At 46.9% G+C, this 15,977-nt stretch carries 16 protein-coding genes; 11 read left to right on the forward strand and 5 right to left on the reverse strand.

The genetic code is table 11. The features are described 5' to 3' along the window. Nucleotides 1-38 precede the first annotated feature (38 nt). The gene (locus tag AACH41_RS02775; protein WP_338656585.1) at nt 39-902 is read left to right on the forward strand and encodes a DNA adenine methylase; all 864 of its coding nucleotides are present in this window, start codon (nt 39-41) and stop codon (nt 900-902) included. A 9-nt stretch (nt 903-911) separates the two neighbouring features. Here AACH41_RS02775 and AACH41_RS02780 read toward each other — a convergent pair whose 3' ends face one another. From AACH41_RS02780 to AACH41_RS02790, 3 genes are read right to left on the reverse strand one after another with little or no spacing between them, the layout of a single operon-like run. Further along, nucleotides 912-3,488, reverse strand: a complete 2,577-nt coding sequence (locus AACH41_RS02780) for a nucleoside triphosphate pyrophosphohydrolase (protein WP_338656587.1) — start codon at nt 3,486-3,488, stop codon at nt 912-914. A 10-nt stretch (nt 3,489-3,498) separates the two neighbouring features. Further along, complete coding sequence (locus tag AACH41_RS02785; protein ID WP_338656589.1) at nt 3,499-4,167, reverse strand: hypothetical protein; 669 nt, start codon at nt 4,165-4,167, stop codon at nt 3,499-3,501. Between the two features lie 21 nt (nt 4,168-4,188). Further along, nucleotides 4,189-4,848 carry an HIT domain-containing protein gene (locus AACH41_RS02790; protein ID WP_338656591.1) on the reverse strand — a complete coding sequence of 220 codons (660 nt, stop codon included), beginning with the start codon at nt 4,846-4,848 and terminating at the stop codon, nt 4,189-4,191. Nucleotides 4,849-5,210: 362 nt separating this feature from the next. Here AACH41_RS02790 and AACH41_RS02795 point away from each other — a divergent pair, with 362 nt between their 5' ends. Then, nucleotides 5,211-5,468, forward strand: coding sequence for a hypothetical protein (locus AACH41_RS02795; RefSeq protein ID WP_338656593.1), 258 nt, complete (start codon nt 5,211-5,213; stop codon nt 5,466-5,468). A gap of 600 nt (nt 5,469-6,068) precedes the next feature. Here AACH41_RS02795 and AACH41_RS02800 read toward each other — a convergent pair. Continuing rightward, nucleotides 6,069-6,854, reverse strand: a complete 786-nt coding sequence (locus AACH41_RS02800) for a DUF2189 domain-containing protein (protein ID WP_338656596.1) — start codon at nt 6,852-6,854, stop codon at nt 6,069-6,071. A gap of 575 nt (nt 6,855-7,429) precedes the next feature. Here AACH41_RS02800 and AACH41_RS02805 point away from each other — a divergent pair. From AACH41_RS02805 to AACH41_RS02825, 5 genes are all read left to right on the forward strand, one after another. Beyond that, entirely contained in the window at nt 7,430-7,891 is a 462-nt protein-coding gene (locus AACH41_RS02805; protein WP_338656597.1) for a DUF2244 domain-containing protein, read from the forward strand. 20 nt (nt 7,892-7,911) lie between these two features. After that, on the forward strand, nt 7,912-9,078 hold the full coding sequence (gene coxB / locus AACH41_RS02810; RefSeq protein ID WP_194749335.1) for a cytochrome c oxidase subunit II: 1,167 nt from the start codon (nt 7,912-7,914) through the stop codon (nt 9,076-9,078). A gap of 30 nt (nt 9,079-9,108) precedes the next feature. Beyond that, nucleotides 9,109-10,701, forward strand: coding sequence for a cytochrome c oxidase subunit I (ctaD, locus tag AACH41_RS02815; RefSeq protein WP_194749336.1), 1,593 nt, complete (start codon nt 9,109-9,111; stop codon nt 10,699-10,701). A 186-nt stretch (nt 10,702-10,887) separates the two neighbouring features. Next, nucleotides 10,888-11,427: a cytochrome c oxidase assembly protein gene (locus AACH41_RS02820; protein WP_338656600.1), complete on the forward strand. Its 540-nt coding sequence runs from the start codon at nt 10,888-10,890 to the stop codon at nt 11,425-11,427. Nucleotides 11,428-11,467: 40 nt separating this feature from the next. Beyond that, entirely contained in the window at nt 11,468-12,400 is a 933-nt protein-coding gene (locus AACH41_RS02825) for a cytochrome c oxidase subunit 3 (protein ID WP_338656602.1), read from the forward strand. Nucleotides 12,401-12,457: 57 nt separating this feature from the next. Here the strand turns inward: AACH41_RS02825 and AACH41_RS02830 are convergent, their stop codons facing one another. Beyond that, entirely contained in the window at nt 12,458-12,658 is a 201-nt protein-coding gene (locus AACH41_RS02830) for a twin transmembrane helix small protein (RefSeq protein WP_194749339.1), read from the reverse strand. Nucleotides 12,659-12,707: 49 nt separating this feature from the next. On the opposite strand from AACH41_RS02830, the gene AACH41_RS02835 reads away from it, so the two are divergent. The 4 genes from AACH41_RS02835 to cyoE are packed head-to-tail and all read left to right on the forward strand — an operon-like array spanning nt 12,708 to nt 15,943. Beyond that, nucleotides 12,708-13,433, forward strand: coding sequence for an SURF1 family protein (locus tag AACH41_RS02835; protein WP_338656605.1), 726 nt, complete (start codon nt 12,708-12,710; stop codon nt 13,431-13,433). A 2-nt stretch (nt 13,434-13,435) separates the two neighbouring features. Further along, the gene (locus AACH41_RS02840) at nt 13,436-14,050 is read left to right on the forward strand and encodes a hypothetical protein (protein ID WP_338656607.1); all 615 of its coding nucleotides are present in this window, start codon (nt 13,436-13,438) and stop codon (nt 14,048-14,050) included. Between the two features lie 3 nt (nt 14,051-14,053). Further along, on the forward strand, nt 14,054-15,028 hold the full coding sequence (locus tag AACH41_RS02845; protein ID WP_338656609.1) for a COX15/CtaA family protein: 975 nt from the start codon (nt 14,054-14,056) through the stop codon (nt 15,026-15,028). A gap of 18 nt (nt 15,029-15,046) precedes the next feature. Further along, entirely contained in the window at nt 15,047-15,943 is an 897-nt protein-coding gene (gene cyoE / locus AACH41_RS02850; RefSeq protein ID WP_194749343.1) for a heme o synthase, read from the forward strand. Nucleotides 15,944-15,977 lie beyond the last annotated feature (34 nt).

The following is a 15,977-nucleotide window of genomic DNA, read 5'->3' on the forward strand; positions in this document are numbered from 1 at the left end:
CTACCATGCTTCAAGTTTGATTGAGCAAAAGGTGAGTTATGCGTTTTAGTACGCCACTTAGATACCCAGGTGGCAAAGGCAAGTTAACCGATTTTTTAAAACTTGTTTTTGTGCAAAATGACTTGTTAAAGGGTCACTACGTTGAGCCTTATGCGGGCGGGGCGGGCATTGCGATTAATCTGCTGCTTCATGACTATGTGTCATGCATTCACTTAAATGATCTCAATCACTTTGTGTACACTTTTTGGCGTGTCTTGCTGGACGATCCCGATGGGTTATCCAGGCTGATTAACGACACTGATGTCACAATGAGTGAGTGGCACAAACAAAAAGCAATATTCACCGATCCATCCAACCACACTCCTTTAGAGATCGCATTCTCTACCTTCTTTTTAAACAGAACTAACCGCTCAGGCATTATTTGGGGTGGTGTGATCGGTGGAAAGAATCAAACGGGAGACTGGAAACTAGACGCAAGGTATAACAAGCCTGACCTCATCAGCAGAATTGAAAAAATTTCGCTACATAGTCACAATATCCGCCTTTACAATTTGGATGCGAAACAATTGATCAATGAAGTATTGCCCACGCTACCGCAAGAAACACTGGTATACCTAGACCCGCCTTATTACGTTAAAGGCAAAGGTTTATACCAAAACCACTATATGCATGATGACCATGTGGCCATTTCGAGACTAGTCAGGGAAAACATCAAACAACCATGGATTGTTTCATATGACCATGCACCCGAAATCGTAGGAATGTATGAAGGTAGTTCAACCATTGAATATGGCATTAACTATAGTGCACAAGATAGATATAAGGGTGCCGAGGTGATGTTTTTCAGTGAGAGCCTTGTAATTCCTGATGTAAGAAATCCAGTTAACTTAAAACTCGCATGAAATAACTTATCAAAATGGTAATTTAATCTGCACCGGCGCAGGAGTTATCAGCAGCCTCACTTTTAGGTCAGACTTCTTGCGATTTATCACCCACTCACCTTGGAGGGGGATTTCAACGACCTCTTTCTCCAATCTTGCTTGAATCTTAAACTCCGTACTCCGTTTAATCTGCATATCCTGACTCACAGGAAACTCAATCTCAAGCAACCGTTGCTTAATGCCCTGCGACTCAGGCTCGTCTTGATGCAGCTTAATATCAGGCTCAAGGACCACTGAACCAGCCTCAAAAACAACGCCATCAGTAAATAAGCTCAAGATTTGCTCTTGTGTGAAGCTCTCGGTTGACAAGCTTGGAGGTACAGAGGTCTTAACAAGGACAATACCTTGATCGAAACCACCACGCTTGAGTTTCTTCTGTTTTCTGGTTTCCTCTATACTCTTCATGCTGATATTCAAATGCTTAGAGATAGCATGTATCACCTCCAAAACATCGGCCAGCTCTTCTTGTGTATCAGAAGTGGACTGTGTATCCATCACCTCAAGCGCTTCTTCAAGCAGCTTAGATTTAAGCGCTTTAATTAGTTGATCCCCACTAATTTTAAGGTGGGTGACAACTTCACCTTTTTGCTCAATAGACTCTGGAACCTTGTCCCGTACTAGTTTTTTAAAAACCAGGCTTTCTTCATTAGTACCAAAAGGATCGACGATTTCAACGATACATCCTTCTCTCTGTAAAATGTAGAAAACGTGAGAGAGTATCCCTCCCATTAACTCAACTGCGGCTCCATTTTTTATGGCAAAAGTAGCCAACTCTTTTAAAAATCCGTCATTTCGAATGAGGTTGGGTTCACGCGGCGAGACGGAAATGCGCTTAATTGCACTTTTCTCGTTCTCAGGCAAATGAATGACCTTTGTCCACTCACTGAGTGTATGAATTTCAATCCCTTTGGAGTTTGGGTCTTTGAAACGAGGTGCCACCCTTAGAGTATTGGTATTTAATTCTGATTTCTCGTGAAACCAGGGCAAAATCTGATGCTGAGAAGTATCTTTATGAACCCCAAGAAACCACATGACATTCACAGAATGACCTAGTTGGCTTGCAATCTGCCTTGTGAGTACCGCAATGTCAGACAACCACTCATTGTTGGTAATCGTTGATTTCCAATCATAGGGCTCAGATGCCTTGTGATTAACCCACACCCCTTTATCATCAGGAGCAACAAACCACTCTTTGTAGCGTAACCGTTCCGCAAACTTAAACTTGTCGGTATTTGCGATGGCTTTTCCTAAATCCACTTCGGCAGTATCTACCTCATACGCATCGTGGCTGTACCAATACATACCCTCTGGAATGCCCCACAAGGCTTCAACACGGACCACTCGCTTATCAGGTTCTGCACGACTCCAGGCTGATGCAACCGCTGGCAGAAAGTGATGGCATATAAAAACCAATTTACCTTGCCAGCCTTCAACTGTCTTTAGCTTTTCAGGTAACTCATCCTTGAACCAGCCCAATACTGCTTCACTTGAACTTAATCCATCAGTACGTGGCAGCATTTGCTTTGTAATGCCATCCGTCCTAATGACTAATGTACGTTGTGATATCAGGGTCTCTATATCATTTACTACGGCTGCAGAAGGAGTCCCAGCCATTAAGCTGTCTATGACACTCCGGTCATCTAGAATATAGAAAGGCGGAGGAGTATATCCAAGTTCGGAATATAGCTGTGTATTAGCAAGCTTACGATAATTTTGAAAGTCTGGTCCAGTGGCTAAACGGAAATACTTTAGCTTGGCAATTTCAATGTTTGGTATTTTCTTTGGCAGGACACTTTCGGGAGGGATACCAACAACCGGTCCACAGAAGTCTGCTTGTACGATCCAGACGCGACTACCATCCCAAATCCACTCATAATGAATGCGTAATTTCTGATCCGTCGCCCATTTCGCAGGCTCACGCAAAACACCATCAATCCCAATAGCCGTGCCACAAGCCAAAACTGCCGGCCCGACAAAATCACCTTCCCGCCAATTTCTTATACCAATCGGAACTGGGGATCTGTTTTCTGCATCCGAGGCGGTCACTTCAAACTCTAGCAACCAGTCTCGTTTAACCTTCGCAACTCTCCGCTCATTGGAAAGGTGCCCCATACTTTTTTGCTCAATTTTTGGCTGCAATATCCAATGTATCACTTGGCCAGAAGACTCAGTTGCCTTCAAACAATTGGCCAAAGTCGTCTGCAACTGCCTAAACGTCGTTTGTTCAGAAACTAATTGTCCACGCTCACCAATCGTTTCATGAATCGCACTTGATCGAACCATCAAAAGAGAGTCTAAAGGACCATTTTTGATCCAGGGGATGCTCTTCAATAACTCTAAAATATGGGATGAAGACAGAGTCAGTTTTGCAGCATCATGACTGATGACACAGAATGGCGGCACCCAATCATCTGGCAAACATGATAGCCCGAAAGCCTTTTGCCCCACATTATCAAATGAGACCTCATCCGGAGATAACTCCACGAGTGCATCTTGTGTGAGTAGGAAAGTCGACTTTAAGGGCGAGAAGCTACGATCATCACTCAAAACCAATTCCCTATTTTTGCTGGGTTGGAGGTGCTTTTAGATTTGAGCCAAAGAGTACAGTTGCTATTTCTTGCAATTTAGCTAAAGCGGTATCTGCAAAGTACCCAGTAATAAATCCAATACTCACAAAGGAAGTAGATAAATTTTGTTTTTCACTTGTGGCTGAATCAGCAATATGGACTATGCCACCATCAATCAGGATTCCGATCATTGTGGACAAGGCGGCAGCCAATAATGGTGAGAAAATCCTCCATACCCTGCGATCCTCATGCCATAAGCCTCTAGCTGTAACATGGTAGAGATATTTCAATCCAAACATTGCGCCACCTATAAGGCCTGATGTACTAAAAGCGGCCATCTGTTGTAGCTTGATATTCAAGTCTTGAAACTTTAATTCGGTATGATATAGGGCTATATCTTCAGCAAATATCCAAACCAGAAAATAAAAACCAGCAACAAGAATCAGGGCTAGGTAAGTCGCCTCTAAAAAAATCTGAACTCTAGTACAGGGTGGATACTTGCTTCCATAGTCATAATAAGTGCGCCCATCAGTAGGGTCTGCTGCATTCCAAGCGGGGGACTTGTTACCAGAAGTAGCGGGCGCATTTGTATCTTGAGCTTTCGCCGTTGACTGCTCATTTGAATTAGCAGGCAAAGTATTGTTATTCGTCTCAGACATTCAATTCCCAAAGGTAACGAGTTACTCGGCTACTGCTGCCATGGCGAATTTCTTCAACAGCTTTTGGGTGGTGTCCTCAGAAACCTCATTAAATTTGTACTGTTTATAATCGTACATGGTGAGGAAGCCTGTAGCCCTGGCCAGTACCTTACGAAAGAACTGAGACTTAGGTGAATTTAATTTTGCGAAAATCCCCTTCGTTGCTAAGCCTTCGAAAGAGTTAGAGCAAAACAAATACTCACCACCATTGGCTAAAGAGCGAATTTCATCAAGCTGTGCTGGCTTCCACAGTAAATCTTCTGACTCTTGTAACGCCAGCAATTCGATATTCTCGGAGAAAGGTACAAGATGCATGTGTGCATGGTGTACGCCACACGAAGTTGCAGAGTTGTATGAGTTTGAGCCGTGCTCAAAAGCAACGCAACTGCCATATTCTTCTGAGACTACGTTTGCTACATTCGCAGCAAAGCTCAAGAACTCACTTCTTGAGTAATCATTAGACAGATTTAAAATATGCGTTTTAGGAAAAATTAAAGTCCATCCTGGAATAAACCCACCGACAGAACTAACTGCGAAGTAATTATCGTTTTCAGCCAGAATTTGATCAACAGCCTTAGCTGGCTTAGAAGCAACGATTGTACAAATTCTGCAATCTGTATCTTTTCTATTATCCACACTCATATGATCTCCTTCGTAAGTGGCTTAAATGGTTGTTATAGGCAGTACAAACCATATTAGCCTCAAAGAAATTATACACCACTGAAAACGCTTAAACATGCGCAATACATGTTCAAGCCTCATATGTTTTCTACTTGTGGGAGCTGTGGAAGGCTTTAAAGCCTACTCTTGGGTGATTTGGCGGAATATTCAAATTCAGGACGAGGTAATTTTTTTGAGTTAACTTCTGTCATTTGTTTTCAATTTTTCGAAAAAAGTGCCTTTTAGTCTCTATAAGTATTTATTGTCTTTTAAAATTCAATTTGGTAGAAAGTTATCATATTGGCGTGATAAAATTACTCTGCCATATAAGGAGAGTGAACAATATGCGAATTTCAATTAAAGTCCTGTTACTTCCACTTCTGGCTGTATTGACATTGCTATCCCATATTCCAAGAAAAGTCTGGGACTTTTTGGCAGGATGCTTGCTCTTTTGGGGAGCTTTTAAATTAGCAAATCACAATATAGATAACAATAGTATTGCAGATGCCTTACAAGTTGTTTTTTGGGATGCTGTCTTGGGATTGGTGGCTCTACAAACATTACCAGAGTTGTTTTTTGATATTTTTAATGGGGACAGTTAGTTCCAGATTTTTTATAATTTCAGAAACACATTTAAGTAAAAAATATTTTTGAAAAAATTGCGATAGCTAGGGGGTTATGGGTTTGACCTAAAGCTTGCCCATAAGTACCCCCTGATCGCTCAGTTATAAACGTGTATGACCAAACCGGTCAGTTATCGATAAAAAATCTCGCTACTATTTGACCCATAATGGGGGGGGATTGGTTATTTGTAAAGTCATCAAAAGATGATTTGATTCATCGCGCGAGCTTTCTGCTTGTTTTGAAAAAATGTAATTAAACAACTTAGGCTTCGTCATTAAGAGATAAAGTTAAGTCATTCAAAAAGTAACTTGTGGATGAATGAATTGGCTCAAAGGTTGGGATGTGACTTTATATAAATTGGGGTAACTTTGGGGGTAACAATTATTTTTATTTATTATGGATCTAATTAAATAAAGGTTTTAATTGAAACATTCGGTTCAGGCTCCCGCACCATGAAGTACTCTCAAGCAGTACCAAAAAGACTCAAAATAGTATGAATTTCAAAGGCTTAGATGAAAATCTAAGCCTTTTTGCTTTACGAGAGACTATATCTCTGGATATGGACTTTAACGAGCGGATTAATTTTTTACCTCAATCAAATCCCGATAGACATGCCAACTTGCGTGCCCAACCACGGGCATGGTCAGCATTAAACCTAAAAAGTTGGTCGCTAGGCCAAATCCAATGAGCACGACAATACAAAAAGCCCAGAGCAGCATGGGGATAGGGTTGCGGGCGCAGGTGCGCAGGCTGGTAATGGCGGCGGTCCAGGCGCTGGTGTTTCTATCTAGCATGAGGGGCATGGCAATGACGCTGATGCTGAAAATGGCAGCGGCAAACAAGGCGCCAGTGCCAAAGTAAACTAACAGGAAAACCGGTTGTTTGAAAGTGAATACATTGATGACGACATCGGTAAATGTTGGCAGCGCACCGTGAAAGTAATGCGAGAAAATGGTCATGGATAGCCGCACCCAGCTTAAAAACAAACATACCAGCAACACGGTAAACAGAGTGATGTTGATGAGGTTTGGTAGCCAGGCCATGAGCGTGGGGGCGAGGGCGGGCGGCTCGCCTACTTCCATGCGTCTGCTGAGGTCGTATAGCCCCATGGCCAAAAATGGGCCTAGCAGGAAAAAGCCGGTAGTGAGCCCGGCTAACAACCAATAGTTTTCAGCGAAGATGGTGTGTAATAGGATGCCTGTTGCTGCAAAGAAAATGCCATAAAACAGGCTGGCACGGCCACCGAGATGAATGTCTGTGACGCCGGAGTGTAGCCAGTCTGGAATGATGTGGATGGGGACTTTTCGAATTAAAAATTCATCGTCAGCGTGTATTTTGTTGGCTGAAATATGCTGTATGCCCATGTGTTTGGCCCCCGTCAAAAATGATGGCTATCATTCATTGCTGCTGGCAGTGGGGCCGGTCTTAAAACTAAAAATACACTATTGTGGACGGCGGTCCCGCTACTGGCATTTCTAATCAATCAACACAAAAAACTGCTTTGAATGCGCCAAGTTTTGAGGCTTTGCGCACGTCACCCGGAGTGCATTTCTGTTCCGAGAGTTGTTAAGCTTAATCATGAATGGTGGCTTAAGCAACAACAAAAATGTGACAACACCCACCGGAATATTTTCTTGATTGTGCTTTTAAGTGACATTTTGCGCTGCGGGTGAGCACAACTATCTTGATGGCAGAACCAAGGTTTTGAATTGCTTTGCCGCGTTTTTAAGGGGCTGTGAGGGGGATTGCAATTGTGAGATTGGTCGAGTGAGAGTGTTTTTTTGTTAAGCGTGGCTATTCATAAATTTACATTGATGACATTGGCGCCGGGCATTTTTTGTCTTGTCACTGCGATTATCTTGTGCTAATTTACAACATGTAACAAATTTGTAACTAAACGTAATTTGGTTGATACAAGCTGAATTCTGGGTTGGCAAACATGTTATCTATTTGCGAAACACAATGCGTTACCAGGCCAAATGCCTCGGCTTCATCGGAAAGTGTGTTGAAGTTGTTGCTGAGTTTGGGCGTGTTTTCGGGGCTGATTGCCATGGCTTTTTTGCATATCGGTGCCTGGATGGTGTTGCCATTTGCTGGCTTGGAATTGGTGTTGGTGGTTCTGGCGTTTGTGGTGGTGCTGCGTCATAGCGGTGACTACGAAAAAATCACTTTCGTTGAGGATCATATTGAAATCGAACAAAGTGTGTTGGGGAAAATAAAACACGTTCGGTTTCAGCGCTACTGGACCCGTATAACGCTCAGGGAAGGTGAGAACGGCAAGACGGCACTGTGGATAGGGTCCCATAATCAAGAAGTCGAGTTTGGTCGAGATACCATGGATGATGCGCAACGCGAAGCCCTGGCCTCTCATCTCAAACGAACACTTCTAAAAACTAGATAACTGGATTTTGGAGCGATTAGATGCAAGGGATGAAGAAACTCGGGGTTGGTGCGGTTGCATGGTTTTTGTCTTTAAGTGCGCATGCTGACTACACCTGGAATTTTCCGGAGCCAGTCACGCCAATGGCTTTGGATACCCTCCACGTACATAATAAATTCATGCTGATTACTGCCGTGATTTTTGTGGTGGTGCTGGCAATCATGATTTACTCGATTGTGACCCACCGTCACAGCAAAGGCTACAAACCTGTCGCCGATAACCCTCCCTCTACTGCCGTAGAAATTTTCTGGACCTTGATCCCGTTTGCGATCCTGCTGTTGATTGACTTTGTCATCATGGGTATCCCGGCCTATCACAGCGTGGTGATGATGGAAGACACGCGAGACCAATCGACCATGGTGATCAAAATTACCGGGTCACAGTGGCGCTGGCAATATGAGTATCTTGATGGCGATGCCAAGGGCATCAAGTTCGTCAGCAACCTGGCGACGACTAACGGCCAAATGCATAACGAGGAAGATAAAGGCGAGCACTACCTGCTTGAAGTCGATAATCCGCTGGTGTTGCCTGTAGGCGAGAAGGTGCGCATTTTGATGACGGCCTCTGATGTGTTGCATAACTGGTGGGTGCCACAGTTTGGCTCGTCACGTGTGGCCGTGCCTGGGTTTATCCGTGAAACCTGGGTGCAAGTCGAGAAGCCAGGCGTCTACCGTGGCCAATGCAAAGAACTCTGTGGCAAGGGGCATGGCTATATGCCGGTGGTTGTGAATGCGGTTTCCAAAGAAGAGTTTGCGCAGTGGGCAAACAAAAAACAGGATGAGCAAAAAGCCGCGAATGATGTGAAAGAAATGACCAAGGATGAGTTGGTGGCGCAGGGTAAAGTGGTTTACGAGAAAAACTGTGCCGTCTGCCATCAGGTGACCGGGGCTGGCTTGCCGCCTGCATTCCCGGCCTTGACCGGCAGCAAAATTGCGACGGGCGCTATTTTTGGCTCTGATGGCAAATATCAGAAAGATAGCCACCTTGACCGCGTGCTGAATGGCAAGGGTGTGATGCCCGCCTGGAAGGCAACTTTGAACGATACGGAAATTGCAGCGGTGATCACCTATGAGCGTAATGCCTTGGGTAACGCGGCGGCAGTGGATGCCGTGTTGCAGCCAGCGCAAGTTAAAGCAGCCCGTGAATAAATATTTAAGCGATTGATTTAGGAGAGCACTATGAGTACTACTTCAGTAGCACATCATGACGAGCATCAGGATCACCCAACCGGGATCATGCGTTGGCTGACGACGACAAACCACAAAGATATCGGGACCATGTACCTGACGTTTTCACTGATTATGTTCCTGGTCGGTGGCAGCATGATTCTTGGTATCCGTGCCGAGTTGTTCAAGCCCGGACTGCAATTGATGAACCCCGAGTTCTTTAATCAGTTAATTGGTGTGCATGCGCTGATCATGATTTTTGCAGCGTTGATGCCGGCTGCAACCGGATTTGCCAACTGGATGTTGCCGTTGCAGATCGGTGCGCCAGACATGGCTTTGCCACGTTTGAATAACTGGGGCTTCTGGATTCTGCCCCCTTCCGCCATCTTGCTGACATTGCCCTTCACTCTGGCATTATTTGGCGTGGGTGATGGCGCACTGGCCACCGGTTGGACCTTTTATCCGCCGCTGTCCGTGCAAGGCGGCATTGGTGTGGACTTTGCCATTTTTGCGGTGCACTTGCTGGGTATTTCGTCAGTGTTGGGTTCAATCAACATTATTGTGACAATTTACAACATGCGTGCGCCTGGCATGACCTTGATGAAAATGCCGATGTTTGCCTGGGGTTGGCTGATCACCGCTTTCTTGTTGATTGCCACCATTCCTGTACTGGCCGGCGCAGTGACCATGTTGCTGACGGACCGTCACTTTGGAACACACTTCTTTGACGCTGCCGGTGGCGGTGACCCGATTATGTTCCAGCATTTGTTCTGGTTCTTTGGTCACCCGGAAGTCTATATTCTGCTATTGCCTGTCTGGGGCTTTATCCCACAAATTCTGCAAACCTTCAGCCGCAAGCCTATGTATGGCTATAAAGCGCAAGTCTATTCATTATGGGCGATTGGCGCTTTGGCGGTCGTTGTTTGGGCGCACCACTTCTTTACAGCCGGTATGCCTGTGCCTGCATTGCTGTACTTTATGTATAGCACCATGGCAATTTCCTTACCGTTGGCGGTACTGTTCTATTGCTGGATCCGCACCATGTGGAAAGGCTCCATGAGCTTTGAAACCCCCATGCTGTTCACGGTTGGTTGGATTATTCTGTTTGGCGTGGGTGGTCTCACTGGTCTGGTGCTCGCAGACGTTGCTGCCGATGCGCAATATCACAATAGTTACTTCGTGGTTGCGCATTTCCATTACACCCTGTTTGCGGGTGGCATCATGGGGATTATGGCGGGCGTGTACTACTGGCTGCCAAAAATGACAGGCCATATGTACAACGAAAAACTGGGTAAATTGCATTTCTGGTTAACAGCCATTTCATTCAATGTAACCTTCATCCCTCAGTTCTTTGTTGGCTTGGCTGGGATGCCGCGCCGGATTCCAGACTATGCCTTGCAGTTTGCCGAATTCAATATGATTTCGAGTATCGGTGCATTTGCCTTGGGTCTGTCACAGTTGCTGTTTGTCTACATCATTATCAGCTGTGTCAAAGGTGGCAAAAAGGCATCAGACCGAGTCTGGGAAGGGGCGCAAGGCCTGGAGTGGACGTTGCCATCTCCTCCGCCATATCACAGCTTTACTGAACAGCCGGTGGTTAAATAAATGCTAAAAAAGCCAGTCAATCCAGTTTTTTTGGTTGATTGGCTTTGTTTTAAGGTTGACGTATTTTGAGTGATCCCAAGCAGTCTAATAACAGGAAAATTGCATGGCTGCTCGCTGCGGTAGCAATTCTCTGGTACCTGATTTCGATGTTTACGATCTGGAAGTAAACCAGTTGCTGAAACAGTTATGGCATTAAAACAAGATCAGGTAGAAGCCAATCGAAAATTGGCTTTTAAATTGGTGTGGATCATCGTCGGTGCGCTGTTGTTTGCCTTTGCCTTGGTGCCATTGTATGACGTCATTTGTTCTGTGACCGGGCTCAATGGCAAAACCAAAAATACGGCGGAAACAGCCACAAAAGCAGTTGTAGATTTAAAGCGGGAAGTCACCGTGCAGTTTGTGTCATCGGTGATGCCTGGATTGGGGTGGAATTTTTATCCTAAGCAAAGCAGTGTGGTGGTGCATCCTGGCCAAGTCACTACGGTCATGTTTGAGGCAAAAAACATTACCAATGAGGAGGTTGTCGGGCAGGCCATTCCCAGTGTGACCCCAGGCAAAGCATCGGCCCACTTGAAAAAAATAGAGTGTTTCTGCTTTGTCAGGCAATCGTTAAAACCGGGTGAAGTGAAGGCATTGCCACTGCGATTCTTCGTCAGTGCCGAACTGCCCAAAGATGTACAAGAAATGACCTTGTCGTATTCGTTTTTTCCGGCAAGTCAGCAATAAATAATATGAGTAACACGATCAAAGGATAGGGAGTTAATGCATGGCTAGTCATTCAGAAAATCACTATTTTGTCCCGCACGGCAGTATCTACCCGGCATTGATTTCAGTCGGGTTGCTGTCGATGGCGAGTGGCTTTGTCTTTAATGTTACCGGCTCGGACACGCGGCTGGATGGGTCTATGAAAAATCCGGCCTTGTCTTACCTCGCTACCCCGGGCAAGTACATGATGTACCTGGGCCTGGCGATTGTGCTGGCCATGATGTTCAAGTGGTTAAGTACAGTTGTCACTGAAAGTGTCACCGGCCAGTATAAAAAATGGGAAGACAAATCTTTCCGTATTGGCATGATCGTGTTCATTTGCTCTGAGGTGGCTTTTTTTGCGGCGTTCTTCGGAGCATTGTTTTATATGCGCGTGTTGTCGGTGCCTGATCTGGCTTCTTACGCGCCAGACATTACGCCTTACAAGGACTTTTTAAGTACTTGGCCATCACAGGGGCCTGGCGGAACGGTTCTGGGGGAGACCTATCAACCAAGCACCGCCTTCCACCCCATGACTTGGAGTGGCCTGCCACTGATCAATACCTTGTTGTTGTTGAGTTCTGGTGCGACCATTACCTGGGCACACTGGGGCTTGATCAAAAATAACCGCAAACAACTGATTGTAGGGCTGTTCCTGACGATTGCACTGGGGGTGACCTTCTTGTGCTGCCAGGTAGCCGAGTATCACCACGCTTATACAGAAATGGGGCTGACGCTGAAGTCTGGCGCCTATGGTGCGACCTTCTTCATGTTAACCGGTTTCCATGGCTTTCACGTTACCATTGGCACCCTCATGCTGATTGTGATCTGGTTGCGCAGCATTCGCGGTCACTTTACTCCCGAGCACCACTTCGGGTTTGAAGGCGTGGCTTGGTATTGGCACTTTGTGGATGTGGTTTGGCTCGGTTTGTATATCTTTGTTTACATGCTCTGACGGTTAAAAAGGGCGCAAACAGCGCCCTTTTTAGTCTGGTGATTCCATCGTTCTGGATTAAAGCGTATGGCCCACGTAGCCAAAATGTGCGGCGATGACCAGTGCGAGAAACAGGAAGATAGACAGACCAATACGCAGGGTAAGTGCTTTAACCGTGCGGTCTGATCCGCGTTTGTCTTTGAGTAAAAAAAGCAGGGCAGAAAACAGGCTGCCAATAATGACGATCAGTATCAAAATGGTGGCAATTTTAATTAACATGATGTGATCTCTCGGTAACGTGATGACATTATGGGCTGTAAGCAAAAAAATGCAAATACCCTTGGGAAATTATGTTTTTCGTCTGCGCTGGATGGTGGTGGCTGTGATGGTGGTGGCAATCTGGAGTTGTCTGCGCTTGGGCCTGTGGCAGTGGCATAAGGCTGAGCAAAAACAGGCGATTATGCTGGCATTGAAACCGCATGGCGATGCCGTGGAGCTGCGCGCACAAGCGCTGGATATTCCCAGTCATGTTGAGGCCCTGCACTTGCAGACAGTGATGATCGGCGGCCGCTATCTACCACAATACAGTTTTTTTCTGGATAACCAGGTGGTTCAAGGGCAGGCCGGATTTGCTGTCATCACACCGTTTTTACTGCATGACCAGAAGCATCTTATTTGGGTGAATCGTGGTTGGGTGCCCGGTTTTGCAGACCATCAAAAAATCCCCGAGATTCAGACCCCTGAAGCAGAGCAAGTCATCCGGGGGATGTTCTGGCAACAAAGCAAAACCGGATTCCGGTTGGATAAAGCGGGCTCAAGCTGGCAGCCGGTGCAACCTGTAATCGATTTTTCCTATTTACGGCAGCATGTGCCTTTTTCGTTTGCAAATGTCATCCTCAAACTAGATCCAGCAATGCCTGCCGGATTCGTTAGAGTATGGGAAGTGCCTGGCGGGCAAATTGAAAAGCATATGAGTTATGCCTATCAGTGGTTTGGGTTTGCCTTGGCGAGTTTTATGATTGGTCTTTATCAAATGATAGAAAAGCGGTCTTGATCATGCAGGAACAGTTGACAGAGGTGGTTTTGGACCCGATCCAGCAGCGCAAAGGCCGCAGGGTATTTTTTCTGCTCGCGGTATTTTTTACAGTGCCGCTGCTCGTCGTGGTCGCGATGTTCAAGTTTGACTGGCGACCCAGCGGTAAAAGTCATGGTCAGCTCATTCATCCGCCGGTCTCGATTGCGCATGCGACGCACTGGGTCAGCGACAGGCAGCAAGCGCTGCCCACCTTCTGGCAAGACAAATGGAACATGGTGTTTATCGCACGGGAGTGCGACAGCGCTTGTATGCAGCGGCTATACGACCTCAGGCAGATTTATGTCTCCTTGTATAAAGACATGATCCGCGTGCAACGGGTGCTCATCACGCAACAGGCCGATACCACAGCGATCCGTGCACGTTATCCTGATTTGCTGATTATTAATGGAGAAACGCAGCAAGTTGCAGAATTGGGTGGGCTATTAAGCGGTGGTGGACAGAATACGCTGGATGCCCACCGCGTGTATTTTATTGATCCGCTCGGCAATATCATGATGCAGTACGGGCCAGAGATGGAAGCCAAGTGGATACGCAAGGACTTGGTCAAATTGTTAAAAGCTTCTTGGGCTGGATAGTCGATGTTTAAACGCTTAAGTGTGCTGGCGGCGATGGTGGCCTTTTGTGTGGTGGTGCTAGGGGCTTATGTCCGGCTCTCTGATGCCGGCTTGGGCTGCCCAGACTGGCCGGGTTGTTATGGTGCGCTCACCGTGCCGCAAAGTGAGGCGGCGATCGCGTCTGCGCAACAGGCCTATCCGGATAAACCACTGCAACATGCCAAAGCCTGGAAGGAAATGGCACATCGCTATCTGGCTGGCAGCTTGGGCCTGTTGGTATTGCTGCTTGGTGTATTGGCTTACAGGCAAAGGCAATTCTTGCACACCCCATGGCAGCTCTCGGTGGGATTGATCGGCTTGATTGTGTTGCAAGCGTTGCTAGGTATGTGGACGGTGACTTTGTTGCTGAAACCCATGATAGTGACTTTACATTTGCTGGGCGGCATGACGACCTTGGCTGTCTTAAGCTGGATCGCATGCCGGCATGTTGTCAGCCAGCGCATCGCGATCAGGCCGTGGCAATTGCGCTGGTTGCAACTGGCTTTGCTGGTCTGGATACTGCAGGTGCTACTTGGGGGTTGGACCAGCAGTAATTATGCGGCCTTGGCCTGTACGGACTTTCCCACTTGCCATGGTGCCTGGTGGCCAGACATGGATGTGGGCGAGGCGTTTCATTTGACACGGGCGTTGGGTGAAAGCCGGGACGGCGGACAGCTACACCTGAATGCATTAACGGCCATCCAATGGGTGCATCGGCTAGGGGCACTGCTGGTGTTTGTATGGCTCATGGTCAGCGTCAAGCTGTTGTGGCAATCAGCCATGCCGCGTTGGTTGCCTGCCTGCTTGCTGATGCTCGTGTTGGGTCAGATTGCATTGGGGATTGCCAACCTGATTTTGCAGTTACCGTTAGTGCTGGCGGTCATGCATAACGCCGGGGCTGCGCTGCTCGGAATATGCCTGGTCGCCATTAATGCCAGATTGAAGCATTCATTAGATTAAAACAAGGGGGAGTATGCGATGCAAACAGCATGGATCACACACATGGCCGCTGCAAAAATGGGCTTGCGGCACTTTTATGCCTTATGTAAACCGCGCGTCACTGCGCTGATCGTCTTTACCGCCATGATAGGCATGTTTATGGCCACGCCGGGCATGGTGCCGGTCACTGTGCTGGTGGCGGCGACGGTGGGCATTGCTTTCGCATCTGGGGCTGCCGCGGCATTCAATTGCCTGATCGAGTACAAGATTGATGCCATGATGGCTCGTACGCGCGCACGCCCATTGCCTACCGGCCAGTTATCGCAAATGGAGACCTTGCTGTTCGCCAGCGTACTGGGTGGGGTGGGCTTGAGCATCCTTTATTACTGGGTAAATCCGCTCACCATGTGGCTGACCTTAGCCACGTTTGTGGGCTATGCGGTGATTTACACGGTGTTTCTCAAACCCGCTACCCCGATGAATATTGTGATTGGCGGCGCTTCTGGCGCCATGCCGCCGATTCTGGGTTGGGCAGCAGTCAACAATACCGTCTCGCCAGAGTCGCTGGTGATGTTTTTGATTATTTTTGCCTGGACGCCTCCGCACTTTTGGGCGCTGGCCTTGTATCGCCGCGAAGAGTACGCCAAAGTTGGCATGCCCATGTTACCGGTCACCCATGGCGAGCGGTTTACACTGTTGCATATTGTGTTGTATACCGTGATTCTGGTGGTGGTGTCGCTGATGCCTTACGGGCTCGGCATGAGTGGCTGGCTCTACCTGTTGTCCGCCGTGCTGCTCAATGCAGTGTTTATGTATTATGTGGTCAGCCTCTACCGACAGTATTCAGATGCGCTGGCTAAAACCACCTTCAAGTATTCCATCCTCTACTTGAGCCTGATTTTTGCCGCGCTGTTACTGGATCATTACCTCATTTAAAAAACAACAGCGTTTAAAATCAAAGCCACAGTGC

This window comes from Methylophilus sp. DW102 (assembly GCF_037076555.1).
GTDB lineage: Bacteria > Pseudomonadota > Gammaproteobacteria > Burkholderiales > Methylophilaceae > Methylophilus > Methylophilus glucosoxydans.